Origin of the sequence: Curtobacterium sp. MEB011 (assembly GCF_030209655.1) — a bacterium.
In the GTDB taxonomy this organism is placed as follows: domain Bacteria; phylum Actinomycetota; class Actinomycetes; order Actinomycetales; family Microbacteriaceae; genus Curtobacterium; species Curtobacterium poinsettiae.
Map to the genome: position 1 here is coordinate 37769 of NZ_JARVRN010000007.1, position 25616 is coordinate 63384.

Genomic DNA, 25616 nt, shown 5'->3' on the forward strand with positions numbered 1-25616 from the left:
GGTGCTGGTCGTCCGTCGAGGTCATGCAGACATCCTACGTCTCCGGAGCGATCGAGGGCCGGGACGATCTGCCGTGGCCGCCGCACCGGACTGACGGGGGCCGTGGCTACCGTGGACGCATGCAGCCGCCAGCAGCCGGGACACTCCGCATCCTCCACCTCTCCGACACCCACCTGACCGGCGACGGCGCCCTGCACCAGGGGGCGGTCGACACCACGGTCGCGCTCGAACGGCTGCTCGCCCACGTCGACGACGTCCCCGGCATCGGGCTGGTGGTGGTCTCCGGCGACGTCTCCGAGGACGGCAGCCCCGAGTCCTACGCCACCGTGCGGGACCGCGTCGGCGGCTGGGCGCAACGGCACGGTGCAGCCCTCGTCGCGGTGCCCGGCAACCACGACCTGCGCGAGGGCTTCCGTCAGGTTCTGACCAACGGGCACGTCCTGGGCGAGGGCGGCGCGGCGCTCGTGCACACCATGGAGTACCTGCCGCCGACGGTCCCGGTCTCCGGGCAGTCGGTCGTGGCCGGTTGCCGGATCGTGACCGTCGACACGAGCGTGCCGGGTGCCGGGTACGGCGAGCTCAGCGACACGGCGCTCGAGCACCTGCGCACGGCCCTCGCCGACGCGGACGGCGCAACCGACGCCCCGCACGGCACCGTCGTCGTGCTGCACCACCCACCGCTGCCCGCCCCGACCGAGCTGCACGAGGCACTCCGCCTGCAGAACCCCGAGGCGCTCGCCGACGTCATCCGCGGTTCCGACGTCCGCGTCGTCCTCGGCGGCCACTACCACCACCACTTCGCCGGGTCGCTCGCCGGCGTCCCGGTCCTCGTCGCCCCCGGCGTCGCGAACGACACCGACGTCGTCGGCCCCTACGACGAAGAGTCCGCCGTCGTCGACAGCGGCGCACTCGTCGTCGACGTCGCCGCGGACGGCTCGGTCTGGTCCACACCGGTCCGCGTGCCGCGCGGCGCCGCCGACCCGCGGGCCTTCCACCTCGACGCCGAGACGGTGCGGTCCGTCATCGCGGCCGCCGGCAAGCACTGATCCGAGCGCCAGCGGGCGTCGCGCCCGGCCGTTGCGTGCGGTGCACGCGCGTCAGGACGGACGGGAGGCTCGTGGCGGGGCCGCCACGGGCCTCCCGTCCGTCGTCTGGTCGCGTCCACAGCCGCGGTACCCCGCGTCTTCGGGTTGCATGCGGGAACACCGAGTAGCACGGACGCACACCTGAGCGAAGGAGCACCCATGCGAGTCGGCAGTGCAGTGCAGTACGACCGGTACGGAGACTTCGACGTCGTCGAGCTCGTCCCCCAGGAGAAGCCCACGGCAGGTCCGGGCGAGATCGTCGTCGAGATCGTGGCCGCGGGCCTGAACCACATCGAGCGGTTCCTGCGCGAGGGGAAGCTCCGCGACCACGTCGACCTCGAGTTCCCCGCGCACCAGGGTGTCGACTTCGCCGGCATCGTCCGCGCGCGTGGCGACGGCGTGAAGGACCTGCGCATCGGCGACGAGGTGATGGGACACGCGCCGACCGGCGGCGCCCACGCCACCTGGATCGCGGTGCCGCGCGGCGCAGTCATCAAGAAGCCGGAGCACGTCGGGTGGGAGGTCGCCGGCGGCCTGTACCTGGCGGGCTGCACGGCGGTGTCGATCGTCCGGTCGCTGCGGCTCGGACCGAAGGACACCGTCGTCATCTCGGCCGCGGCGGGTGGTGTCGGGCACATCGAGTGCCAGTTGGCGCACGACGCCGGCGCGACCGTGATCGCCCTGGGCAGCCCGCGCAACCACGACTACCTGCGACAGATCGGGACGCTGCCCGTCGCGTACGGCGAGGGCGAGGAGGACCGCATCCGCGACATCGCCGACGGACGGCCCATCACCGCGTTCATCGACAACCACGGCGAGAGCAACGCCGAGCTGCTGGCCGAGCGCCTCGGCGTCGGGCAGGAGCGGTTCGTGTCGTCCGAGGAACGCCGGGACATCGAGGTCCGGTTCCTCCGCGCGCCCGCCGAGGACGAGGAGACCCGCGAGCTGCTGACCCTGCTGGCGAAGGCCGTGCAGGACCGTCGCGTGCAGGTCCTGATCTCGGGCTTCTACCCGTTCGAGTACATCGTCGAGGCGTACGAGGACCTGGCCGAGATGAAGTCCCGCGGCAAGGTCGTCATCGGGATGCAGACCGTGGAGACCGGGGCGCGGCTCGACTGGTACCGCTCCGAGAAGGCGCGTGACCTGCGCGACCGGTACGCCGACGCGCGGGGGACCGACACGGAGACGATGACCGGCGGATCGGCCTCGCCCGCGAGCTGAGCGAGCTGAGCGTTGCCGGGGCCCGGCACCTTCGTGCCGGGCCCCGTCCGCGTCAGCTCAGGATGTCCTTCGAGGCGAACCGGCTGTAGGCCAGCGCTCCGAACACCACGACGTACCCGAGCTGCAGCACCGCGTTCGATCCGAACGAGTCGAACGAGATCGGGTCGCGCAGCAGGTCGCCGAAGCCGAGCCACTGGTGCGAGAACAGGTACGGGTGCAGCCAGTCGAGCTGGGGGAGCTGGTCGAGCACCTGCGACGCCCCGGCGAGCACGACCGTCGCCGCCATCGCCCCGACCGGCACGTTCGTCAGGGTCGAGGCGAACATGCCGATCGCCACGAGCCCGAGCATCGACATCGCGACGTACAGCGCGAGCAGCAGGGCCCGGCCGGCGTACGACCAGCCGTCGACCTGCGTGCCGGACAGCAGCGTGACCGGCCCGATCGGGAACAGCACGGCACCGATCGCGGCGCCGACCAGCACGACCAGCAGCGTGGCGGCCAGGCAGAACGCGACGGCGCCGACGAACTTCACCAGGACGAACCGCACCCGGCCGGTCGGTGCGACGAGCAGGTACCGGATCGTGCCGTGGCTGGCCTCGCCCGCGACGGTGTCCCCGGCCACCACACCCACGGTGAGCGGCAGGAACAGCGGGATCGACACGGTCAGCGCGGTGAACGCCACGAACAGCCCGTTGTTGGTGATGTCGCCGAGGAACGCCGGCCCGCCGTCGTCGCCGTCGGTGGTCAGCCGCACGGCGACCGCGATCAGGATCGGCACGAGCGCCAGCGCTCCGAGCATCGCCCAGGTGCGGCGTCGCCGGAACACCAGCGCGAGCTCCGAACCGAGCAGTGCGAACGTGCGCTGCCGACGGCGGACGGGCACCTCGCGCACGGCCACGTCAGGCTGCGACATCGAATCCCTCTCCGGTGAGTGCGACGAACAGGTCCTCGAGGGTGCCACCGCCGACGTCCAGGCCACGGACCCGGACGTCGGCGCGCACGAGTTCGGCGGTGATGGTCTCGGGCAGCAGCTCGTTCGGCAGGTCGGCCACGAGCACGTCGGCCCCGCCGTCGTGCCGAGGAGTCAGCCCGAGCCGCGTGAGGACGGTGCCGGCCTGGCCGACGTCGGGCGTCCGCACGGTCACGGTCCGGGCGCCGGCTGCGCGCAGCTCGTCGAGGGGGCCCTGCGCGACGATCTTGCCCGTCCGCATGACGGCCGCGTGCGTGCAGACCTGTTCGATCTCGGCCAGCAGGTGGCTCGACACGAACACCGTCGTGCCGTCGTCGGCCAGGGACCGGATCAGGTTGCGGACCTCGCGCGTGCCCTGCGGGTCGAGGCCGTTGGTCGGCTCGTCGAGCACCAGCAGGTCACGCGGGGACAGCAGGGCGTTCGCCAGGCCGAGCCGCTGCTTCATACCGAGGGAGTACGCGTGCGCCTTCTTGTCGGCGGCGTGGGTCAGCCCGACGCGGTCGAGGGCACGGGCGACGCGGGCCTTGCGCGTTCGCGGGTCGGACGTGGGGTCGGCCGCATCGAAGCGCTGCAGGTTCGCCCGACCCGACAGGTACGGGTAGAAGGCCGGCCCCTCGACGAGCGCGCCGACGCGGGGCAGGACGTCGTGCAGCGCCTTCGGCATCGGTTCACCGAGCAGTTCGATGGTGCCGCCGCTCGCGCTCGACAGACCGAGCAGCATCCGGATGGTGGTGGTCTTGCCGGAACCGTTCGGCCCGAGGAACCCGAACACCGCGCCGCGCGGCACCGCCAGGTCGATGCCGTCGACCGCGCGCTGCTTGCGGAACACCTTCTGGAGGCCCGTGGTGCGGATCGCCAGGTCGGGCGCCGGCCCGGCCGTGCTCACCTGGTGGTCGGCCGTGCTCACTTCGCGGCGTCGACCAGGGAAGCCACCGGCACGGCGCCCGCGAAGACGCGGCCGTCGTCGGTCAGGTAGACCGACACGAGCGACGTCTGCACCGCGCGGCCGCCGTCGACGGGCTTCGTCAGCTGGTCGAGCAGGCCCGAGGCGTCTCCGTCGAGCCCGGACTGGTCGGCGGTGCCCGTGGGGAGCTCGGCGATGGTGCCCCAGCCCGTGCCCGTGAAGGTCGGCTCGTCACCGCTCGGGGTGCCACGGCGGTCGCCGTGCTCGCCCTTCGTGTGGGTGCCGGCGTCGGACAGGTCCTTCTCCGTCACCTTCGCGTTCGACGGCGGGGTGAAGTCGAAGAGCCGGGCTGCCGGGGCGCCGTAGTCGAGGCTGGTGAACCCGACCTGCACCGCGGGCTCGTCCGCGCCGGCGGCCTGGACGCTCGCACGGAGCGGGAGCCCGGTCTGCTGGTCGACGGCCAACCGGACGGCTCCGACGAGGGTGTCGGACGACTTCGGGGTCAGGGTGATCTGCCAGGCGTCGTGGCCGGCGACGCTGACCTGGGTCGGCTTCGACACGGTGGTGGTCGGGGTGATGGCGTCGATGGCCTGCTCCGCGATGTCGGCCGGGGTCGTCGTGCCGTCCTGCGGGTCCTTCGCGGTGTCGCTCGGCAGCGTCACGTGCGTGGCGGTGCGCTCCTTCGAGTCCCAGGTCCAGACGTCGGAGCCGTTGTGGACGACGTCCTGCTCGGCGAGCTGCTGCGTCAGCTGGACGCGCTGCTTGTCGGGGCCGTCGACGTAGACACGGGCGGTGTGCGACGCGGTGAGGAGTCCGAGCACGTCGGAGGCGTCGCCTTCCACCGAGGAGCCGCCGGACCCGGTGGGCAGTTCGGGGAGCCCGAGCGCGCTCGTCTGCGAGAGCTTGCCCGAGTACTGGGCATCCGACGACTTCGCGATGCTGGCGATGACGGCCGCCGCAGTGGGGTTCGTCCCCGCGATCGGGTCGTTCGCGGCGTTCGCGATCATCGGCGCGGCCACGGCGCCGGCGACGACGACCGGTGCGATGACGGCTGGCAGCCAGGCTGACTTCTTCATCGGGTTCCCCTCGTGGAGCATTCGAGTCGTGGGTACCGTACGTCCGGCCCCCGACAGGCAGCTGGGCGTCGCTCGTAGACTCGTGGGGCGACCGGCGGCGGTCGTGTGGCGGCGAAGGAGGCGGCATGCGCGCGGTGCTCGGTCTGGACATCGGGACGTCGAGCACGAAGGCCTTGCTGGCCCGGTTCGACGGCACCGTGCTCGCCGAGGTGAGCCGTCGCCACGAGGTCGACCGCCCCGAACAGGGCCTGGTCGAGATGGACTCCGACGTCTGGTGGGAGGAGTTCACGTCGCTCACCCGCTCCCTGCTCGACCGTGTGCCCGACGTCGAGGTGCAGGCGGTCGGCGTGAGCGGCATCGGACCGTGCGCGCTGCTGACCGACGTCGACGGTGCGCCGCTCGGTCCGGCGATCCTGTACGGCATCGACACCCGGACGGCGACGCTGCTCGACGACGTCACGGCGGAGCTCGGCGGCGAGGGCGCGATCCGCGCCCGCTGCGGGTCCGCCCTGAGCACGCAGGCCGCCGGCGTGAAGCTCGCCTGGCTCGCGCGGCACGAACCCGACGTCTGGGCGCGGGCCGTACGGTTCACGATGCCGTCGTCCCGCGTGGTCGAACGGCTGACGGGGGAGTACGTCCTCGACCACCACTCGGCCAGTCAGACGACACCCCTCTACGACGTGCACGCGAACGCCTGGATCCCGGAGTGGTGCGACCGACTGGCACCCGGTCTCGCGATGCCTCGCCTGCTGTGGTCCGGCGACCAGGCGGGCGTCGTGACGCCCGAGGCGGCCGCGGCCACGGGCCTCCCGGCCGGCATCCCCGTGACGGCCGGGACCATCGACGCCTGGGCCGAGGGCGTGAGCGTCGGCGAGTCCGTGCCGGGCCGGATGTTCCTGCAGTACGGCACCACGATGTTCATGATCGTGCCGACGGCCGAACCCACGTCGGTGCCGGGCATGTGGACGACCGTCGGCACGCACCCGGGGCAGCCGAGCGTGTCCGGTGGGATGGCGACCTCCGGGGCGATCACGGACTGGCTGCGACGGCTGGTCGACGGCGAGTGGTCGACCATGCTCGAGGAAGCGCGGTGCTCCGGCATCGGGGCGAACGGGCTGCTGATGCTGCCGTACTTCGCGGGGGAACGGACGCCGATCGCCGACCCGGACGCTCGCGGCGTGCTCGCGGGGTTGACAGTCCGGCACACGCGCGGCGACATCTACCGGGCGACGCTCGAGGCGACGGCGTACGCGGTACGGCACCACCTCGAGGCCCTCGGCGACGCGGGGGTCGAGGTCCGCGAACTCGTCGGGGCTGGCGGCGGGCTGCTCGGACGGCTGTGGCCCACGATCGTGTCGGACGTCACCGGGCTGCGGCAGACGGTGCCGAGCGTGACGATCGGTGCGTGCTTCGGCTCGGCGTTCCTGGCGGCCGAACTCGTCGCGGGGCCGGGCGACACCGTGGACATCGGTGCGTGGAACCCGCCGGCGACGGTGATCGAGCCGGACCCCGAGGCGACGGCGGCGTACGAGGCGGGGTACCGCGACTACCGCGACCTGTACGAGGCGACGAAGGCCGTCGTGCACCGCTTGGCCGCGCGGGGCTGATCGGCGGCGGTGCCGCTCCGCGGAACACCGGTGTTCGCGTGCCGAACACCCGAATGGGCGTGTTCAGTGCGCGAACACCGGTGTCGTGCGGAACCCTGCCTACGCCTGCGCGTCGACCCCGGCGGGGGCGCTGCCGTCGTACTCGCAGATCGCCTGCACCTTCGAAGCGCTGGCACTGGAACGGTCGAACTCGTAGCCGAGCCACTCCTTCGCCAGCCGACGGGCGAGCTCGACGCCGACGACGCGCTGCCCCATGCAGAGCACCTGGGCGTCGTTCGACAGGATCGAGCGCTCCACGCTGTACGAATCGTGCGCGGTGACGGCACGGATGCCCGGCACCTTGTTGGCGCTGATCGCCACACCGAGGCCGGTGCCGCAGATCAGGATCGCCCGGTCGGCCTCGCCGTTCGCCACCAGGCGCGCAGCGTCCACGGCCACGTGCGGGTAGGCGGTGTGGCCGTCCGCGTCGACGCCGACGTCGGTGACGTCCGACACCCGGTCGTCGGCGAGCAGGTCGGCCTTGATGATCTCCTTGTAGTCGAACCCGGCGTCGTCGGACCCGATCACGAGACGGTACGTCATGCGTGTGTTCCTTCCTTGTCAGCACGGGCGGCGAGGACCTCGCCGACCCGCGTGAGGATCATCCCCATCGAGGTGGCACCCGCGTCGGGTGTCCCCAGGCTCTTCTCGGCCAGCGGCCTGGCCCGTCCGACCTTCGGCGTGAGGTCGGCGGTCTTGTCGGCCTCGTCCCGAGCGACTTCCGCTGCAGCTTGCCACGCTCCGGCGAGTGGCTGACCAGCTTCGACCGAGGAACGCAACTGCTCCACGAACGGCAGCAGTGCGTCGAGCAGTGTCTTGTCACCGCGCGACGCCCCGCCCAGGTGGACGATCGAGTCGGCGAAGGCCTGTGCCGCGTCGACGACGTCGGCTGCCTGGTACGACTCGCGGTCGTCGCCGAGGGAGCGGCCGAACGCCTCGAGTGCGGCGCCCCACAGGACACCGGAGGTGCCGCCCGCGAACGCGGCCCACGCATCACCGGCGCGTCCGAGGACGAAGGCGACCCCGGCCTCCGGGCCGAGCCCGTCGACCGCCTTGCGCGCCGCACCGATCCCCTTGACCATGCCGCGGCCGTGGTCGCCGTCCCCGGCGACCGCGTCGATGCGGCCGAGCGTCTCCTCGTGCTCGCGCAGGAGCGCGTCCATCGCCTCGACGGCGGCTCGCGCCGTCTGCGCGGCCTGCCGGGAGGCATCGGTCGCCTCCGGCACGACCGTCGCCTCGTCCTCGGCGGCGTCCACCGCATCGGCCGGCACGAGCGCCGCGACCGGTGCCGCCACCTTGCGGTACGCGGGCGTGTAGGCGTCGGCGCGCCAGAGCCGTTCGAGTTCGTCGTCGAGCCACTGCAGCGTCAGCGAGCAGCCGCCCATGTCGAGGCTCGTGACGAGTTCGCCGACCTCGGGGTCGACGACCTCGAGCCCGGCGTCCTGCAGCCGCGGCAGCACCCGGCCCCAGAGCAGGAAGAGCTCCTCGTACTTGGTGTCACCGAGCCCGTTGAGGATCGGGGCGACCCGGGTGCCGGCCGTCGCGGGGCGGTCGGCGAGCAGTCGTTCGGCGAGCAGCGACGCCAGGTCCGTCGCACGGAGCAGCGGGACGTCCTGGATGCCCGGCTCGCCGTGGATGCCGAGCCCCAGGCCGAGGTGGCCGTCGGGGACGGTGAACAGCGGTTCGGTCGCACCGGGCATGGTGCAGCCGGAGAACGCGACGCCGATGGTGCGGGTGGCGGCGTTCGACGCCCGGCCGATCCGTTCGACCTCGTCGAGGTCGGCGCCCTCGGCAGCGGCGGCGCCCATCGCCTTGAAGACGGAGAAGTCACCGGCGATGCCGCGGCGCTTCGTCTCGTCGTCGGCACTGGCGATGTCGTCGGTGACCACGACGATGCGGGTGTCGATGCCCTCGGCACGCAGCCGCTCGGCCGCGAGCCCGAAGTTCATGGTGTCACCGGCGTAGTTGCCGAACGACAGCACGACACCGCGGCCCTGGTCGGCGGCCTTGGCGACCGAGTAGACCTGCGCGGTCGACGGCGAGGTGAAGACGTTGCCGACGACGGCGCCGGTGGCGAAGCCCGGGCCGACGACGCCGCAGAACGCGGGGTAGTGGCCGGAGCCGCCCCCGACGACGACGGCGACCTGCGGTGCGGCCCCCTCGGTGGGCAGGGTCACGACGCCGCCGTGGACGCCGCGGACCCGGTCGGCGTAGAGCGCGAGCCAGCCGCTCAGTTGGTCTTCGGCGAACTCGTCCGGGTCGTCGTGGATCGTGGTCATGGTGCGGGTCCTCCGGAGGTGGTGGTGGGGTGGTGCACCGGGCGACGACGGGACGACCGTCGTCGCCCGGGTCTCAGTGTCCTCGGTCGCCCTGCGGGACCTTGAGGAAGTGGATCATCACGAACGCGCAGGCGTACAGGCCGACGAACGTCCACGTGGCGGCCTGGCCACCGCCGCCCAGGGCGAAGACCGCGGCGACGACACCGGTGCCGAGGAACGCGGCACCGCCGGCGGCCGTGGTGTACATCGCCATGGCGGCGCCCTTGTGCTCGGGGGCCAGCGCCGGCATGATCGCGCCCATCGGCACGAACCCGGCGAGCAGGCAGCCGAACACGCAGCCGGCGACGACGGAGAGCACGTAGCCCCAGTCCGAACCGGCGGGGACGAGCTGCGGCACGTACCACCAGGCGATGAGCCCGAGGGCGGAGCCGACGATGCCGAACCACTTGACGGTGCGCTGCCAGCCGATCTTGTCGCCGACCCAGCCGAACAGGGCGTTGACCAGGATGTTCGTGGCGTAGACGCAGACGGTCATGAGCAGCCAGCGGCTCTGGCCCCAGCCGCGCTCGTTCGCGATCACGGCGGGCAGGACGACGAACATGCCGAACTCGGGTGCGGTGTTGATCAGACGGACGAGGAAGCCCATCAGGATCTTCGGTCGCGTGACCGTCAGGCGGATGCCGCTCGTCAGCACCTGCCAGGCGCTCTCACCGGCGGGGGCGATGCGCGTGAACCCGTTCGGCAGCCGGACGCCGAACAGCATGATGAGGAAGCCGATCACGACGAGGGCGATCGAGGCGACCATCGCCCCGGTCTCGCCGACGGTACCGCCGCCGAACACCGGGATCGCACCGATCGCGAACAGCGAGCCGAGGGTCGGCAGACCACCCGTGAAGGCGACGTAGAACCAGCCGACCGCGGAGCCGTTCCGTTCGACCGGGGTGGTGATGTTCACCCAGACCAGGAACGCGAAGGCGAACAGCGGGTACCCGAAGCCACGCAACGCGTACGTGACGGCGGCGAACGGGACGCTGCCGGCGCCGAGTGCCAGCAGGAACAGGACCTCGAACACGACCCAGACGGCGAAGCCGAGGATCATCACCCGGCGTGGCCCGACCAGGTCGGACAGGGCGCCCGAGACGTAGCTGCCGATCAGTGCGGCCAGGCTGTAGAACGTGACGATCGTCGCCACGGTGGCCTCGGGGCTGCCGAGCACGGCCACCATGTGCGGCGTGATGAAGTTCGACTCGACGCCGTTCCCGGTCATGAAGACCAGGACGGCGACGAACCCGAGGGCGAGCGGACGGGGGATGCCCATCCGGTCCAGGCGGCCCTCGGCGCGGGGGGTGGTCGTGCGGGCGCCGGTGGCGCGTGATGTCGTCGCTGACATGCTCGTTCTCTCCCTGCTGGTGGAGTCGGTCAGGCCTGCGGCGCGGCCGTGGTGGGGGCGGTCAGGGACGGGATGATCGACACCTTGACGCTGGCACCGGCTGAGTCGCCGACCAGGTCGAGCGCCTCCTGGAACTGCTCGAGCGGGAACTGGTGCGTGCAGATCTCCGACATCGGCAGGGTCTCGGCCTCGAGCAGCTTGATCGCCGCCGGCCAGGTGTGCGGGCCGAGGTGGGCGCCGCGGACGTCGAGCTCCTTGTCGTCGGAGATGATCGACCAGTCCACGGACACGTCGTCCTTGAACACCGAGTACTCGACGAAGGTCCCGAGCTTGCGGAGCAGGTTCAGTCCCTGCGGCACCGCGGACGGGTGCCCGGTCGCCTCGATGTAGACGTCGGCCCCGTAGCCGTCGGTGAGCTCCTTGACCCGGGCGACCGCGTCCTCCTGGGCGATGTTGATCGTCAGGTCGGCACCGACCTTGCGGGCCAGCTCGAGCTTCGCCTCGACCACGTCGAGCGCGATGATCCGGAGCGGGTTCTTCTGCCGCGCACCGGCGATGGCGGAGAGGCCGATCGGGCCGGCGCCGGCGATCACCACGGTGTCGCCGAACTTGATGTCACCGCGCTCGACGGCGTGGAAGGCGCACGACAGCGGCTCGGAGAACGCGGCGACCTGGCCGGGCAGGGCCTTCGACACCGGGTGGGTCAGTGCCTTGGCGGGCACGAGGACGTACTCGGCCATCGCGCCGTCGTAGCCCTTGAAGCCGAACATGTCGTGCACGTTGCACATCCAGTACGCGCCCTCGAGGCAGTAGCGGCACTCCCAGCACGGCACGATCTGCTCGCAGGCGATCCGGTCGCCCAGGTCGACGCCGCGCTTGGCCAGGGCGGCGTCGTCGCCGGCGACGATCGTGCCGACGAACTCGTGCCCGGGGATGCGGTCGCGCTCGGCCCAGGCCGCACGGTTCTCGTCGCCCCAGAACTTCGCGGCGCCGTGGTAGCACTTCAGGTCGCTCGCACAGATGCCGACGGCGTCGGTGCGGAGCAGGAGTTCCCCGGGGCCGGGCGTCGGCACCGGACGCTCCTCGAGCCGGTAGTCACCGGGGCCGTGGACGACGACGGCGCGCATCGTCGTGGGGATCGTGGTGGGGGCGGTCGTGGCCGCGTTCTCGGTCGTCGTCGACATGAGCTGTTCCTCCGTTGGGTGGCTTCGGCGATGACTGTACACCTTCGAGAACGTTTGTCCAGAACACAATTTCTGGTACGTTCGGCACCGAACGCAAGGGAGCGAACATGACGACGGACTTCGCCGCGGCCCTCCGACCGGGCCCCGACACGATCGACCTGACCAACGACTTCAGCGGCCGCACGGCGGTGGTCACCGGCGGGGCGTCCGGCATCGGCAACGCGATCGCCCGGGCCCTGGCGGCCCGGGGCGCCCGCGTCGCCATCGTCGACGTCCGGGCCGACGGTGCCACGTCGGCCGCGGCCGACCTGCCCACGTCCGCCGTGCCGTCGACGGCCGCACCGGACACCGCCGCCGACGGGGCGGACGCGGCCACGAGCCTCCACGCCGGGTTCGCCTGCGACGTGACCGACGCCGACTCGGTGACCCGCACCGTGGCGGACGTCGTCCGGCACTTCGGCGGCGTCGACGTGCTGGTGAACTGCGCCGGCATCGCCGCCCTCGCCCCGGCCGAAGACCTGGCAGCCGACACCTGGGCGAAGACCATCGACGTCAACCTGACCGGCACGTTCCGCGTGGCGCAGGCCGTCGGCCGGCACATGCTCGACGCCGGGTACGGGCGGATCGTGAACATCGCGTCGCAGGCGGCCCACGTCGGCATCGACGGGCACGCCGCCTACTGCGCGTCGAAGGCCGGCGTCATCGGCCTGACGACGGTGCTCGCGCTCGAGTGGGGCGGACGCGGCGTCACCGTGAACACCGTGTCGCCGACCGTCGTCCTGACCGACCTCGGCCGTGCTGCCTGGGCGAACGAGAACGGCATCCGGCACCAGGACGAGATCCCCACCGGCCGCTTCGCGACGCCCGACGAGATCGCCGCGGCCGTGCTCTTCCTGGCGGGGGAGTCGAGCGCGATGGTGAACGGCGCGGACCTCCGTGTGGACGGCGGGTTCACGATCCGCTGAGCCGTGCTCGGACTACGATCGCGGTGTCCGATCGAGTCGAAGGGTCCCGCTCCATGTCGTCCGAGAGCACTGCCGGCCCCGGCCCCGACTCGTCGCGGACCCGGTTCCCGCTGGACACCGTCTACCAGGCGGCGCGGATGTACTACCTCGAGGACGCCACCCAGGTCGAGATCGCCTCGCGCCTCGGGGTCTCGCGCCCGACCGTCTCGCGGCTCGTGGCCGAGGCCCGCAAGGCCGGACTCGTCCGCATCGAGGTCGTCGACCCGTTCCAGGACGAGACCGTGGCGCTCGCCGAACGCCTGCAGGTCGTGCTCGGGCTCCGCGCGGTACACCTCGCCGCGGTCACCCACGCCGCGACGCTCGGCGCCGACCTGTCCGCACCGCTGGCCGCCGCGGTCGAGGGCATGGGACTCGTCCCCGGCGACGCCGTCCTGATGTCGTCCGGTCGCACCGTGTACGACGTCGCACGATCGGGCATGCCGACCATGCCCGGCGTCCAGCTCGTCCCGACCGTGGGTGGGCAGGCCGACCCGATGCCGTGGTTCCAGACGAACGAGATCACCCGGACGGCCGCGGAGCACTCCGGCGCGATCCCGGCGTTCCTGTTCGCCCAGGCGCTGCCGTCCCCGGCGATGCGGTCCACCCTCGACGAGGACCCGGCGTTCCAGCACGTCGTCGGACTCTGGAGCCGGGCGAAGGGCGCGATACTCGGCATCGGTGCGCCGACCCACACCCGCGACGCGCTGGCCCGGGGCATCCCGGTCGAGGACGCCGCGTTCGACCGGGCCGCCGGTGACGTCTGCCTGAACTTCTACGCTGCCGACGGCTCGGCGATCGAGTTCCCCGGCAGCGACCGGATGGTGCGGACGTCGCGCGAGGTCCTGTCGACCGTGCCGCACGCCGTCGGGGTGGCCGTGGGCAGCGCGAAGGTCACGAGCATCGTCGCCGCGGTGCGGGGCGGCCTGGTCAACGAGCTGGTGACGGATGCCGCGACGGCACGTGCGGTGCTCGACGCACTCGCCTGAGCGACCGTTCCTTCCCATCACGCGCGCGATGGATGGTGCTTCCGGGCATCCCTGGTCGTTTGTTCGTGGCAGGTACGCCCGGTTCCGGCAGGGACGCCCGGTTCCGGGGGCGACCGCCTGCGGCCGGGAGGCGCGGGGCGGGGCCGCACCGCGCCTCCCGACCGGTGGTCCCCACGTCTAGCGCGTGCCGCGCACGTCCCACAGGTGGTGCACCGGGTCGTGCGCGTAGTAGGTGGCGAGCGTCGCGACGGTGAAGGCGCTGCCGTCGGACCGGAGCCCGGTGCGCTCGAGCACCTCGTCGGGGACGGCGGCGAAAGCCCGGGCCGCGCGGTCCGCCGACTCCCGCAGCTGCCGGGCGACGACCGCGGGGTCCTGCTCGCCGTAGCGGTCCTCGACGGCGGTGGCGTCCTGGTCCCAGTTCGCGAAGGCGGGGGCGTCCTCGGCGAGCATCAGGTCCAGGCGTTCGGCCATCTTCCGGTGCACGTCCCGCACGTGGGCGCCGTACTCGAGCGGTGACCACGTGTGGTCGTCCGGGCGGTCCCGGACGTCGTCGTGTCCGAGGACCTCGGGCCACCCTGCGGTGTTGTCGTCGATGATGCCCGGCACGTCGCGGATCGTCACGGCGCTGCCGTCGTAGCCGCACTCGGGGCACGCGGTCTCGATGACCCACGTCCAGCTCTTCGTCTCGGGTTCGATCGCCACGGGCCCGATGTTACGGCGTCGTTACACAGTTCCGTCCTTCCGCGAGCTGGTGCGGATCGGGCGTGACCCCCGTCCGGGTGACACGCCGGTTCCTGAGAATCACCGGCCAATGACATTTCGGTTGCTCGGTAACGTCGCTCGCTGTTCTGGGCCGGTACCCGACGGCCCACCGATCTTCTCGAGGAGCAAGGCATGGGTTCCGACCCCAGCAGTACCAACACCCGACCACACCGACGGCTGCGTGAGAGCGACGTCACCGTGGTCGACAAGAGCATGATGCGACGAGCCGTCAGCGGCATGGTCGTCGGCAACACCATGGAGTGGTACGACGTCGGCGTGTACGGCTACCTGGCCGTCACGATGGGGAAGGTCTTCCTGCCGACGGCCGAACCCTCGGTGCAGATCCTGTTCAGCCTCGGTGTCTTCGCGGCGACGTACATCGCACGCCCCCTGGGCGGCATCGTGTTCGGACGCCTCGGCGACAAGATCGGCCGCCAGAAGGTGCTCGCGACGACGCTGATCATGATGGCGGCGTCGACGTTCCTGATCGGTGCGCTGCCCGCGTACGCCACCATCGGCGTCTTCGGTCCGATCCTGCTCGTCGTGCTGAAGCTCGCGCAGGGCTTCTCGACCGGTGGCGAGTACGCCGGGGCCACGACCTTCGTCACCGAGTACGCCCCGGACCGCCGTCGCGGCTTCTTCGCGAGCATCCTGGACTTCGGTAGCTACCTGGGCTTCGCGCTCGGTGCAACCGTCGTGTCGGTGCTGCAGATCACCCTGGGCGACGAGGCGATGACCGCCTACGGCTGGCGTTTCCCGTTCCTGGCGGCCGGTGTGATCGGTGTCGTGGCCATCTACTTCCGTCTGCGCATCGAGGAGTCGCCGGTGTTCCAGGCGACCCAGGCCGCGCAGGAGGCCGCGAGCGAGTCCCGTGCGTCCTTCGACGGTGAGCGTCCGGCCAACGTCGTCGCGATGGTCCGCCAGCACTGGCGCCCGATCGTCATCGCGATCATGCTCGTCGCCGCGTCGAACACCGTGGGCTACGCCCTGACCTCGTACATGCCGACGTACCTGACCGACTCGCTCGGCTACTCCGCCATCGACGGCACCCTGCTGACGATCCCGGTGCTCCTGCTGCTCGCGGTGATGCTCCCGCTGACCGGCAAGCTCTCCGACCGCCTCGGCCGTCGCGTCGTGATGTGGATCGGTGCCGCCACCACGGTCGTGCTCGTCGTGCCGGCGTTCATGCTGATCGGGCACGGGGCGCAGTGGTCGACGCTCGCCGGCCTCGGGCTGCTCGCGCTGATGACCGCGCTGTGGGTGTCGAACCAGGCCGCGTCGCTGCCGGCGCTGTTCCCGACGTCGACGCGGTACGGCGGCATGGGCTTCGCCTACAACATCGCGATCGCGGTGTTCGGCGGGACCACGCCCCTGATCGTGCAGGCGCTGCTCACCGCGACGGGTGACGAGCTCGCCCCGGCGTACTTCCTGATGGCGATGAGCGTCGTCGGCGCGATCGGCGTCTTCTGCATGAAGGAGTCCTCGCAGCGCCCGCTGCCCGGCTCGATGCCGGCCGTGGAGACCGAGGACGAGGCGAAGGAGCTCGTGCTCACGCAGGACACGAACCCGCACCTGGACCTCGGCGACCTGCCGTTCGCCGCGCAGGACGCCGCGGCTGCCGCTGCGCGCGAGGCCGCTGCGCGTGAGGCGTCACCGGCGCGTTGACGCTGCGGCTCTCGACGTGACCACGGACGGGAGGCGCGGTGTGGGTCCGACCCGCACCGCGCCTCCCGTCCGTGCGTGCGTGCGTGCGTGCGCACACTGCGACGATGCACGCGACGATCGACTCGTGCTCTGTCGCAACCTGCGCACGCAGCGGATGTGTGCGCATGAGACGACGATGCACGAGTCGATCGACTCGTGCTCTGTCGCGAGACGTGTGCGTACCCACGCGCGTCCTCACTCGTGCCGGTGCTCCGACGCCGGGTCCACCGCGGGCCACTCCGGGAACGGGTCCGCCCAGCTGCGCCACACGTCCGGCCCGGCGAGCAGCTCCGACGGCGTGAGCAGCGCCCCGTCGAGGGCCCGCTCGATCGCCCGGACGTCGAGCTGCTCGCCGACGAACCACAGCGCCTGCCCGATCGGGGCATCGGCGTCCCACGACGGGTTCGCGGTGGGGTCGAGCGCGAGCATCGACCCGAAGCTCGACCACGAGCCGACGTGGTCCGGCCGCGATGCCAGGCGGAAGAACCCCCGCGACCGCAGCACGCGGCCGTTCACCCCGGCGGACAGGTCCTCGGCGATGACGGACGACAGTCGCCCGGGGTGGAACGGCAGCGGCTCCCGGTAGCGCATCGAGACCAGGGCGTCGCGGGCGTCGCGCCCGGTGTCCGCGCCGCTCGACAGTGCGCGCATCCAGCCGGCGCCGGTGGCGAGCACCCGTGCCGCGCCGCCGTTCGAGGCCGGCAGGTCGGCGGCGCTCCGGATCGCGGGCAGGGCGACGATCACGGCCTGGGGCGCCATCCGGTGCAGCAGGGACACGAGCGCCCGACGCCGACGGCCGGACAGCGGCTCGACGCGGTCGAGGGCGATCACCGTCGCGTACTCGACGAGTGCCGCCATCCGGTCCGCGGCCACGAAGGCGTCGTCGACGTCCGACCAGAGCAGGTGTGCGACGTCGTCGGCCCGCAGCACGCCGACGACGTGCCTGAGTACCCGGTCGTCGCCGGTCTCGGACCGTGCCGCGTTGGCGAGCAGCATGCCGACGGCGCGGGCATCGGCCCCCGGGTGCAGGGTGACGACGAGCCCGTGGTCGGCCTCGGGCCCGCAGAGCCGGTCGAGCTGGTCGGCGCGGTCCGCCACGGCACGGGCGGTGGCGAAGGCGCTCCCGGCGACGTGCATCCGGTGCCCGTCGGAGATCCGGGCGGCGACGCGGTCGGCGTCGACCTGGTGCAGGGCGGTGACGAGGGTGATGGCAGCAGCACGCATGTGGGCTACTGTAACTGAAAACCGTTATCAACAAGGAGGCTCGTCGTGAAGGTCCGCAACTCCCTCAAGGCGCTCAAGAAGATCCCCGGCTCCCAGGTCGTCCGGCGCCGCGGCCGCGTCTACGTCATCAACAAGAAGAACCCCCGCTGGAACACCCGGCAGGGCTGACGTCAGCGGCGGTCCGTAGGGTGGCGGCATGCGACTGCTGCTCATCCGCCACGGCCAGACCCCCGCGAACGTGCACGGCATCCTCGATGCCGTGGTGCCCGGACCAGGACTGACCGAGCTCGGGCAGCAGCAGGCCGACGCCCTGCCCGCAGCGCTCGCCGACCGCGGGATCGAGCGGTTGTTCGTGTCGTCGATGGTCCGCACGCAGGTCACGGCGGCACCCCTGGCGGCCTCGCTCGGCCTCGAGCCCGTGGTGCTGCCGGGCCTCCACGAGATCGAGGCGGGCGACACCCAGGGCAAGAGCGACACGGTGTCCGTGCAGACCTACATCTCCACCGTGCACGGCTGGTCCGGCGGTGACCGCACGACCCGGATGCCCGGCGCCGAGAGCGGCGTCGAGTTCTTCGAGCGCTACGACGATGCCGTCCGCCAGATCGAGGCCACCGGGGTGGCGGTGGCCGCCGCCGTCAGTCACGGTGCCGCGATCCGCACGTGGGCGAGTGCGGCTGCGCAGAACACCCCCGACCACTTCGGCACGAAGCGTCACCTGGAGAACACCGGCATCGTCGAACTCGAGGGCTCGTTCGCCGACGGCTGGCGCCTGGTCGACTGGGAAGGCGAGCCCGTCGGCGGCGACCAGCTCATCGACCGCACGGCGCTCGACCCCACCGGCGAGCGGTTCTGACGCGACCAGCGGGCCGCCAACGCGACCCCCAGATGGACGGGAGGCCCGGTACCAGCTGGTACCGGGCCTCCCGTCCGTCCGTCGGGGCGTCGACTACGCGAGCTGCGACGTCGGCGCCGAAGCGGACGTCAGCGGCACGATCACGCCGTGCGACTCGCGCAGGACGTCGAGCGTGCGCTGGACCTCGTCCGCGCGCTCCTCGGTCGTCCAGCCGAGCGCACCGGCGAGCACGTCGGCCAGCTCGTCGAGCAGGTCGATCGTGACCCCACCGACGAACGCCAGGTTCGTGCGGCGCAGGACGACGTCCACCAGGTGGACGGCCTGCTCGTGGCGGGCGAAGTAGGCGACCTCGGCGCGGGTGAGCGACGGGTCGGACTCGAGCGGCTCGACCGGGCCGTCGGTCAGGACGTCCACGACCTCGGCGGCACGGGTGCCGTAGCGCTCGAGCAGCCCCTCGACCAGGGACTCGTCCAGGCCGTCGCGGTGCGACTTGATCCACAGGGCGCGCTGGGCGTCGGTGGTCGGGAACTCCTTGCCACCGCCGATCGGCATGCCGGTGGTGTCGACCTTGCGGCTCATGCCGAGCTTGGTCGTCGCCTCGGTGGACAGGTGTGCAGCGAGTGCGCGGAACGTCGTCCACTTGCCGCCGACGAGCGACAGCACGGTCGACTTCGGCAGGCCGGCGATCTGGGTGTCCACGATCCGGTAGTCACGCGACACGAAGCCGGGGGCGGTGTCCTCGTGGCGGGGGAGCGGGCGGATGCCGGAGTAGCTGTAGACGATGTGGTCGCGGGTGACCTCGATCTGCGGGAACACGTGCTTGACGAGCCCGAAGAAGTAGTCGATCTCCTCGTCGGTCGTCGTGACCGGCTTCGCGGGGTCGGCATCGATGTCGGTCGTGCCGATGAGCACCCGGCCCTTGAGCGGGTAGATGAGGACGATGCGGCCGTCGTCGTTCTCGAAGAACAGCTCGCGGCCCTTGGTGGCCTCGAGCAGCTCGTCGTTGTGGACGACGATGTGCGATCCCTTCGTGCCGCCCATGAACTTCGTCTCGCCGCCGAACGCCTCGTTCGTCAGGTCGGTCCAGGGGCCGGAAGCGTTGATCACGACGTCGGCCGTGAAGACGAACTCGTCGCCGGTCTCGCGGTCGCGCAGCAGGACGCCGCCGTCGCGGGTGCCGGCTGCCTCGACGTAGTTGACGGCGCGGGCCTTGTCGGATCCCGCGGCCAGGCCGTCCTTCAGGACGTCGAGGGCCAGGCGCTCGGGCTCGTGCACGCTCGCGTCGTAGTAGGTGCCCGTGTACTTCAGGTCCTTGTTGAGGGCCGGCATGTCCTCGAGCGCGGCCTTCTTGGTGCGGAAGACGTGCTTCGGGACGGAGCCGCCGTCGCGCGAGAAGGAGTCGTAGATCGTCATGCCGATCTTGATGAGCATCGCGCCGCGCTCCTTGGTGGAGCGCTGCTTGTGCGTCAGCATGCGCAGCGGGGCGTTCATGATGCCGGAGAACGTCGAGAAGATCGGCATGGTCGTCTGCAGCGGCTTGACGTAGTGCGGGGCGATGCGGATCAGGCCGTTGCGCTCCTGCACGCTCTCGCGCACCAGGCGGAACTCGCCGTTCTCGAGGTAGCGGATGCCGCCGTGGATCATGTGGCTCGAGGCCGCGGAGGCGCCGGAGGCGTAGTCGCCACGCTCGACCAGGGCGACGTCGACGCCCTGGAGTGCGAGGTCACGGAACGTCGCGATGCCGTTGATGCCGCCGCCGACGACGAGGACCTGCGCGTTCGGGCGCTCGGTGAGGGCGGTCACCGTGTTCCGGGGCTGTGTCTTCTTCGACATGGTTCGTCGCTTCCTTCGTCTGTTCGTGGGGTCAGGATCGATCGTGCGCTCGTTCGACAGGGCGGGCAACTCGCGTGCACGAACGTGCAGCACACGTGTCGTCCAGGCCCGACGCGGCGGTCTGGAGGCGCGGCCGGGGTTGCAGAGGCCCTGCACGTCCGTGCATGGTTGCGTTCGACAGATCGGAGCACCATGAGTGACGCGGCTCAGCCCATGCGCACGCAGCAGGCGCTGCGCGCCGCCCACCTGTACTACCTGCAGGACCTGACGATGGACGCGATCGCCGACGAACTCAGCACCTCGCGCTCGTCGGTGTCGCGGCTGCTGAAGTACGCCAGGGACACCGGGCTCGTCGACATCCAGATCCGGTCGCCCCTGGACCAGGCCGCCGCGCTGAGCCGGAGCATCCGATCCCGCTTCGGGGTGCACGCGCACGTCGTCCCGGTGCCGGACCACACGAGCGACGTCGACCGGCTCGAGCGGGTCGCACTGTCCGCCGCCCGGATCCTGACGCAGTACGTCGAGTCGAACATGGTGATCGGGATCTCGTGGGGTTCGACCGTGAGCGCGGTCAGCCGGTACCTGGTGCCGAAGACCACCCACGGCTCGACGATCGTGCAGATCAACGGCGCCGCGAACACCCGCACCACCGGCATCGTCTACGCGTCCGAGATCCTGCGGCGGTTCGGTGAGGCGTACGGGGCGTTCGTGCAGCAGTTCCCGGTGCCGGCGTTCTTCGACGACCCCGCGACGAAGGAGGCGCTGTTCCGCGAGCGCTCGATCCGCCGCGTGCTCGACCTGCACGAGCGGATGGACCTCGTCGTGTTCGGTGTCGGCGCCCCGCAGGCCCCGGTGCCCTCGCACGTCTACTCCGGCGGGTACCTGGACCCCGAGGACCGCGATGAGCTCACGCAGGCCGGGGTCGTCGGGGACGTCTCGACGGTGTTCTACCGGTCCGACGGCTCGTGGAAGGACATCGGCGTGAACGCACGGGCCGGCGCTCCCGACCTCGACACGATCAAGCGCGCGCCCCGGCGGGTCTGCGTCGTCGCCGGGCGGTCGAAGGCGGCGTCGCTGCGGGGTGCGCTGGCCGCCGGGCTGATCACGGACCTGATCCTCGACGAGAGCGTGGGGCAGGCGATCCTGCAGCCCTGAGTCGGGATCTGACGCAGTTTGTCGGTGGTCCGTCCTACGTTCTGGTGCATGGTGCTTTCTCTCGAACGGCCCGGGCCGCGGTACTTCCGGCGGATGGTCGGCAGTGACGTCGACCAGGCCCTCGCGTTCTTCACAGGCGACTACGACTTCCGTGCTCCCGTCGTCCGGCGCACCCACGAGAACGCCCACTGGGACTTCGCGGGCGTCGGTGACGAGCGGATGTCCCTGCGCTCGTCGCGGTTCATGGTCGACCTGCGCAGCGAGAGCCAGGTCGACGACGAGTTCCTGGTCGCGTGGCTGCGCAGCGGTTCGAGCCGGATCACCACGGGCGGCGAGACGTTCGAGCTCCAGGCCGGGGTGCCGGTCGTGCTGCCGTTCGCCGAGCCGTACGCCCTGCACCACCACGACATCGCCCTGAACCTGGTGCAGCTCGACCGCGACTTCGTCCGTGCCGTCGCCGGTGACGATGACTTCGCGTTCGAACCGATGCGCCGCCCGACCGCCGACGGCATCGCGCTGTGGCGATCGGTCGTGCGGAAGTACTCGGCCGTCTGGCTCGACGTCGAACAGGCCATGAGCCCGATGGTCCAGCACGACATCGCCGAGGCGTTCGCGACCGCGGCGATCCGTGCGTTCCCGCGGCGCAACAAGTGGCGTGCGTCGGTGTCCGGCAGCGGCCCCGAGCACGACCGCCTGCGCCGGGCGCTCGAGTTCGTGCACGAGCACGCGCGCGAAGCGATCGGCACGCCGGACATCGCGGCGGCGGCCGGCCTCAGCCCCCGCGGGTTGCAGCAGTCGCTCCGCCGGCACCTCGACCAGACGCCGGGGGAACTCCTGCGCGGCGTGCGGCTCGACGGCGCCCGGACGGACCTGGTCGGCGGTGCGCTGGACGAGACGACCGTGGCCGAGATCGCGCGGACGTGGGGCTTCGGGCACCTCGGTCGCTTCTCGGCGACCTACCGCAGCCGCTTCGGTGAGCTGCCGAGCGAGTCGCTGCGCGGGCACTGACCGACTGCTGCTGCGGACGGTTCCGCCGAATCTCGTGACACGGATCGCGATGCCGCTGTCCGGATGTTCGGCTCAGCGCTGCTGTGGGCGAATCCGGTGCTGAATGGACGGGACGAACGCACCGCCCACGAAGGAGTCCGCATGCGCATCGGCGTCCCCACCGAGATCAAGAACAACGAGTACCGCGTCGCGGCCACCCCCGCCGGTGTCGCCGAGCTCGCATCGCACGGCCACCAGGTCCTGGTGCAGGCCGGCGCCGGGTCCGGTTCGGCGTTCACCGACGACGAGTACCGCACCGCCGGCGCCACGATCGTCGACACCGCGGCCGAGGTGTGGGAACGCGCCGAGCTGATCCTCAAGGTGAAGGAGCCGGTCGCGTCGGAGTACCCGATGATCCGCCCGGGGCAGGTGCTCTTCACCTACCTGCACCTCGCCGCAGACCGCCCCCTGACCGACGCCCTCATCGACTCGGGCGCGACGGCCATCGCCTACGAGACCGTGCAGCTGCCGGACCGCTCGCTGCCCCTGCTGTCGCCGATGTCCGAGGTCGCCGGGCGGCTGTCCGCCCAGGTCGGCGCGTTCCACCTGATGCGGACGAACGGCGGACGCGGACTGCTGCTCGGCGGGGTCCCCGGCACGCCGAAGGGCCGCGTGGTCGTCATCGGCGGCGGCGTCGCGGGGGAGCACGCCGCGACGATGGCGCTCGGCATGGGGGCCGACGTCACCGTGTTCGACATCAGCCTGCCGCGGCTCCGGGCCCTGGACGCCCGGTTCGACGGGCGTGTCACGACCCTGCGGTCGTCGGCGCACGCCATCGCCGAGGCCCTGCGCGACGCGGACCTGGTCATCGGCTCGGTGCTGATCCCCGGGGCCTCGGCTCCCAAGCTCGTCACCGACGCCATGGTCGCCGACATGCGACCCGGCTCGGTGCTGGTCGACATCGCGATCGACCAGGGCGGCTGCTTCGAGGGCTCCCGCCCGACGACCCACGACGACCCCACGTTCGCCGTGCACGACGCCGTGTACTACTGCGTGGCGAACATGCCCGGCGCCGTCCCGCGCACGAGCACGATCTCGCTGACGAACGCCACGCTGCCCTACGCCGTCGCGATCGCCGACCGCGGGTGGGAAGCCGCGCTCGAGGCCGACCCCGCCCTCGCCGGAGGCCTGAACGTGCACGCCGGCCGGGTCACGAACGCCGCGGTCGCCGCCGCGCACGGCCTGGTGGCTTCCGCGCGCTGAGTCTTCGCGCTGAGCGACACCTCACGGCCCGATCGCTGCGTGAGGTGTCGCTCAGCCCGAAACGACGCGCAGGCAGTCGCGCGTCAGGCCGCCACCGGAGCCGCCGCCCGACCGGCACGGCCGCCGACCCAGCCGGCGCGGGCCCGCACCACCACGGTCACGACGACCACGGCCGCCGCAGCCACCACGGCCGCCACCGCCGTCGGGACGGAGACGAGCGGCCCGTCGAACCGGGCCACCGCGACCCACGCCAGACCCCACGCGACCGAGGCCATCGGTGCCAGGCGTCCCCGGCCCCACAGTGCGATGAGCACCCCGACGAGCCCGGCCACCGCGGCGACGACGACGCCCCACGGGTCCTGTCCGAGTCCGAAGCCACGGAAGCCCGCCGCCGTCAGCACCGCAGCGGTGTTGGCGGCCGTCGCGACGCACACCCACCCGAGGTACAGCCCGAACGTGCCGTCGGTCAGGATCGCCTCGACCACGCCCCGGGACGGGGTCCGGCGCAGGATCGTGAACGTCCAGATCAGCACGACGAGCAGCGCGACGATGATCGGTTCGCTCGCCCACAGGAACCCGAACTGCACCGACAGGATCCACGCGGCGTTGAGCAGCAGGGAGAGCACCGCCGGCACCACCAGCCGCTCGTGCCGTTCGTCGTTCGCGGTGCGGAAGAGCTGCAGCACCGCGTAGCCGATGAGCCCGGCGTAGACCACGCTCCAGATCGAGAAGGCCGGGCCGTCCGGGGCGATCGCGGTCGAGGACGCCGACAGGGCGCCACCGGCGGCGTCCTGGATGGGCGTGCCGCCGGCAGCGCCCGACCCCACGTACGCGCCGATGACGGCGACGACCGCGCTCACGGCCACCGCGATGCGCTTCCAGATCCTCTTCATGACAGTCCCTTTCGTCAGCATGCTGATGACCTGCACCGTAGGCGGCCGGTGGCGGCGGTCGTGCAGCGCGCGTTCAGGCAGGACGCGGGGCGTGTGGCGGGGCCGGCACGGGCCTCCAGGCCGGAGACCGGCCACCCTGCGTACGGTGGGCGCGTGAGCGTCGAACTGAACACCGTCTACATCGACCGGATCGCCCCGATCGCGAGTCCGTCCCTCGACGACACCTTCCGGATGCTCGACGAGCAGGGCGCCAGTGCGTGCATCGTCCTGCACCAGCCCGACGCCCAGGAACTCGGCGACGTCGCGGTCGCCCTCGGCCTGCACGAGCTCGCCGTCGAGGACTCCGCCGAGGGGCACCAGCGACCGAAGCTCGAGCGCTACGGATCGACGCTGTTCGTGGTGCTCAAGCCCGCGCTGTACAACGACCAGCAGGAAGAGGTGGCGTTCGGCGAGGTGCACGCCTTCGTCGGTGAGACGTTCTTCCTCGTCGTGGTGAAGGCCGACCCGCGGGGCAAGCAGACCGTTCCCCGGGCACTGCAGCGGATGAGCGGCAAGCCGGGTCTGGTGACGGTCGGGCCGCAGGCGCAGCTCTGGGCGCTCATGGACTCCATCGTGGACGGCTACGTGCCGGTGATCGACGGGCTCGAAGAGGACATCAACCAGATCGAGGACCAGCTGTTCTCCGGCGAGGCCGGGGTGTCCCGCCGCGTGTACGAGCTGTTCGGCGAGGTCGTCGACTTCCAGCGTGCAGCGCGTCCACTCGTCTACATCATCGAGAACCTGCACCGCGGTGCCGAGAAGTACCACCTGCCGGTGGAGATGCAGCGCCGGTTCCGCGACGTCCTCGACCACTCGATCCGGGTGGTGGAGCGGCTCGACACCTTCCGGCAGCTGCTGCAGAACGCCCTGACCGTCGACTCCACCCTGGCGGCCCAGAAGCAGAACGACGACACGAAGAAGATCTCCGGCTGGGCGGCGATCCTGTTCGCACCGACGCTCATCGCCGCGATCTACGGGATGAACTTCACGCACATGCCCGAACTCGGCTGGACGTGGGGGTACCCGCTGTCGATCGTCGCGATGGTCCTGTTCGCGGCGATCCTGTACGTGGTGTTCAAGGTGAAGCGCTGGTTCTGAGCCGCGCCGCAGCCGGATTTGCAGCGGACGGCCCCGGACCGGAAAGCTCTGACGTGCAAC

At 71.5% G+C, this 25616-nt stretch carries 23 protein-coding genes; 12 read left to right on the plus strand and 11 right to left on the minus strand.

All coding sequences use genetic code 11. The features are described from left to right. Positions 1-119: 119 nt before the first annotated feature. Both QRN30_RS09535 and QRN30_RS09540 read left to right on the plus strand, forming a co-directional pair. The gene (locus QRN30_RS09535; RefSeq protein WP_214532253.1) at positions 120-1046 is read left to right on the plus strand and encodes a metallophosphoesterase; all 927 of its coding nucleotides are present in this window, start codon (positions 120-122) and stop codon (positions 1044-1046) included. A gap of 198 nt (positions 1047-1244) precedes the next feature. Next, positions 1245-2306: an NADP-dependent oxidoreductase gene (locus QRN30_RS09540; RefSeq protein ID WP_284760976.1), complete on the plus strand. Its 1062-nt coding sequence runs from the start codon at positions 1245-1247 to the stop codon at positions 2304-2306. A 52-nt stretch (positions 2307-2358) separates the two neighbouring features. On the opposite strand, the gene QRN30_RS09545 is transcribed toward QRN30_RS09540, so the two are convergent. The 3 genes from QRN30_RS09545 to QRN30_RS09555 are packed head-to-tail and all read right to left on the minus strand — an operon-like array spanning position 2359 to position 5256. Next, positions 2359-3219 (minus strand): ABC transporter permease, encoded by an 861-nt coding sequence (locus QRN30_RS09545; RefSeq protein ID WP_017888447.1) that lies wholly within the window; start codon positions 3217-3219, stop codon positions 2359-2361. After that, positions 3206-4183 carry an ABC transporter ATP-binding protein gene (locus QRN30_RS09550; RefSeq protein WP_284760980.1) on the minus strand — a complete coding sequence of 326 codons (978 nt, stop codon included), beginning with the start codon at positions 4181-4183 and terminating at the stop codon, positions 3206-3208. Before QRN30_RS09550 ends, QRN30_RS09545 begins: the two co-directional genes overlap by 14 nt. Then, entirely contained in the window at positions 4180-5256 is a 1077-nt protein-coding gene (locus tag QRN30_RS09555) for a LolA family protein (protein ID WP_042538274.1), read from the minus strand. Before QRN30_RS09555 ends, QRN30_RS09550 begins: the two co-directional genes overlap by 4 nt. Positions 5257-5381: 125 nt before the next feature. Here QRN30_RS09555 and QRN30_RS09560 point away from each other — a divergent pair, with 125 nt between their 5' ends. Continuing rightward, positions 5382-6863, plus strand: a complete 1482-nt coding sequence (locus tag QRN30_RS09560; protein ID WP_042538198.1) for an FGGY-family carbohydrate kinase — start codon at positions 5382-5384, stop codon at positions 6861-6863. Positions 6864-6962: 99 nt separating this feature from the next. Here the strand turns inward: QRN30_RS09560 and QRN30_RS09565 are convergent, their stop codons facing one another. From QRN30_RS09565 to QRN30_RS09580, 4 genes are all read right to left on the minus strand, one after another. Further along, positions 6963-7445 (minus strand): ribose-5-phosphate isomerase, encoded by a 483-nt coding sequence (locus tag QRN30_RS09565; protein WP_017888451.1) that lies wholly within the window; start codon positions 7443-7445, stop codon positions 6963-6965. Next, on the minus strand, positions 7442-9181 hold the full coding sequence (locus QRN30_RS09570) for a dihydroxyacetone kinase family protein (protein WP_284760981.1): 1740 nt from the start codon (positions 9179-9181) through the stop codon (positions 7442-7444). The genes QRN30_RS09565 and QRN30_RS09570 overlap by 4 nt, the downstream gene beginning before the upstream one ends. A 73-nt stretch (positions 9182-9254) precedes the next feature. Further along, a complete protein-coding gene (locus tag QRN30_RS09575; RefSeq protein ID WP_042538194.1) occupies positions 9255-10571 on the minus strand; it encodes an MFS transporter in 1317 nt (438 codons plus the stop codon). A 29-nt stretch (positions 10572-10600) separates the two neighbouring features. Next, entirely contained in the window at positions 10601-11755 is a 1155-nt protein-coding gene (locus tag QRN30_RS09580; RefSeq protein WP_017888454.1) for an erythritol/L-threitol dehydrogenase, read from the minus strand. Between the two features lie 107 nt (positions 11756-11862). Here QRN30_RS09580 and QRN30_RS09585 point away from each other — a divergent pair, with 107 nt between their 5' ends. Both QRN30_RS09585 and QRN30_RS09590 read left to right on the plus strand, forming a co-directional pair. Beyond that, on the plus strand, positions 11863-12720 hold the full coding sequence (locus tag QRN30_RS09585) for a GolD/DthD family dehydrogenase (RefSeq protein WP_056070448.1): 858 nt from the start codon (positions 11863-11865) through the stop codon (positions 12718-12720). 53 nt (positions 12721-12773) lie between these two features. After that, positions 12774-13745: a sugar-binding transcriptional regulator gene (locus QRN30_RS09590; RefSeq protein ID WP_194590684.1), complete on the plus strand. Its 972-nt coding sequence runs from the start codon at positions 12774-12776 to the stop codon at positions 13743-13745. 177 nt (positions 13746-13922) lie between these two features. Here the strand turns inward: QRN30_RS09590 and QRN30_RS09595 are convergent, their stop codons facing one another. Continuing rightward, on the minus strand, positions 13923-14447 hold the full coding sequence (locus tag QRN30_RS09595) for a DinB family protein (protein ID WP_284760986.1): 525 nt from the start codon (positions 14445-14447) through the stop codon (positions 13923-13925). 192 nt (positions 14448-14639) lie between these two features. Here QRN30_RS09595 and QRN30_RS09600 point away from each other — a divergent pair, with 192 nt between their 5' ends. Continuing rightward, positions 14640-16172, plus strand: a complete 1533-nt coding sequence (locus tag QRN30_RS09600) for an MFS transporter (protein ID WP_017888458.1) — start codon at positions 14640-14642, stop codon at positions 16170-16172. Positions 16173-16406: 234 nt separating this feature from the next. On the opposite strand, the gene QRN30_RS09605 is transcribed toward QRN30_RS09600, so the two are convergent. Then, positions 16407-17435, minus strand: coding sequence for a CobW C-terminal domain-containing protein (locus tag QRN30_RS09605; RefSeq protein ID WP_284760988.1), 1029 nt, complete (start codon positions 17433-17435; stop codon positions 16407-16409). A 45-nt stretch (positions 17436-17480) separates the two neighbouring features. Here QRN30_RS09605 and ykgO point away from each other — a divergent pair, with 45 nt between their 5' ends. Beyond that, a complete protein-coding gene (gene ykgO, locus QRN30_RS09610) occupies positions 17481-17603 on the plus strand; it encodes a type B 50S ribosomal protein L36 (protein WP_017888460.1) in 123 nt (40 codons plus the stop codon). A 28-nt stretch (positions 17604-17631) separates the two neighbouring features. Continuing rightward, the gene (locus QRN30_RS09615) at positions 17632-18288 is read left to right on the plus strand and encodes a histidine phosphatase family protein (protein WP_284760989.1); all 657 of its coding nucleotides are present in this window, start codon (positions 17632-17634) and stop codon (positions 18286-18288) included. A gap of 93 nt (positions 18289-18381) precedes the next feature. Here QRN30_RS09615 and QRN30_RS09620 read toward each other — a convergent pair whose 3' ends face one another. Further along, complete coding sequence (locus QRN30_RS09620; protein WP_284760991.1) at positions 18382-20121, minus strand: glycerol-3-phosphate dehydrogenase/oxidase; 1740 nt, start codon at positions 20119-20121, stop codon at positions 18382-18384. Positions 20122-20313: 192 nt separating this feature from the next. Between QRN30_RS09620 and QRN30_RS09625 the strand changes: the two genes are divergently transcribed. The 3 genes from QRN30_RS09625 to ald all read left to right on the plus strand — a co-directional run bounded on the left by QRN30_RS09625 (position 20314) and on the right by ald (position 23526). Further along, positions 20314-21276 carry a sugar-binding transcriptional regulator gene (locus QRN30_RS09625; protein ID WP_031260420.1) on the plus strand — a complete coding sequence of 321 codons (963 nt, stop codon included), beginning with the start codon at positions 20314-20316 and terminating at the stop codon, positions 21274-21276. A 48-nt stretch (positions 21277-21324) separates the two neighbouring features. Further along, a complete protein-coding gene (locus tag QRN30_RS09630) occupies positions 21325-22284 on the plus strand; it encodes a helix-turn-helix transcriptional regulator (RefSeq protein WP_083389395.1) in 960 nt (319 codons plus the stop codon). Positions 22285-22425: 141 nt separating this feature from the next. Then, positions 22426-23526 (plus strand): alanine dehydrogenase, encoded by a 1101-nt coding sequence (gene ald, locus QRN30_RS09635; RefSeq protein WP_284760993.1) that lies wholly within the window; start codon positions 22426-22428, stop codon positions 23524-23526. 83 nt (positions 23527-23609) lie between these two features. On the opposite strand, the gene QRN30_RS09640 is transcribed toward ald, so the two are convergent. Next, positions 23610-24419: a TspO-related membrane protein gene (locus tag QRN30_RS09640; protein ID WP_140449041.1), complete on the minus strand. Its 810-nt coding sequence runs from the start codon at positions 24417-24419 to the stop codon at positions 23610-23612. A 153-nt stretch (positions 24420-24572) separates the two neighbouring features. On the opposite strand from QRN30_RS09640, the gene QRN30_RS09645 reads away from it, so the two are divergent. Continuing rightward, a complete protein-coding gene (locus QRN30_RS09645) occupies positions 24573-25556 on the plus strand; it encodes a magnesium and cobalt transport protein CorA (RefSeq protein ID WP_017888467.1) in 984 nt (327 codons plus the stop codon). The last annotated feature ends 60 nt before the right edge of the window (positions 25557-25616 follow it).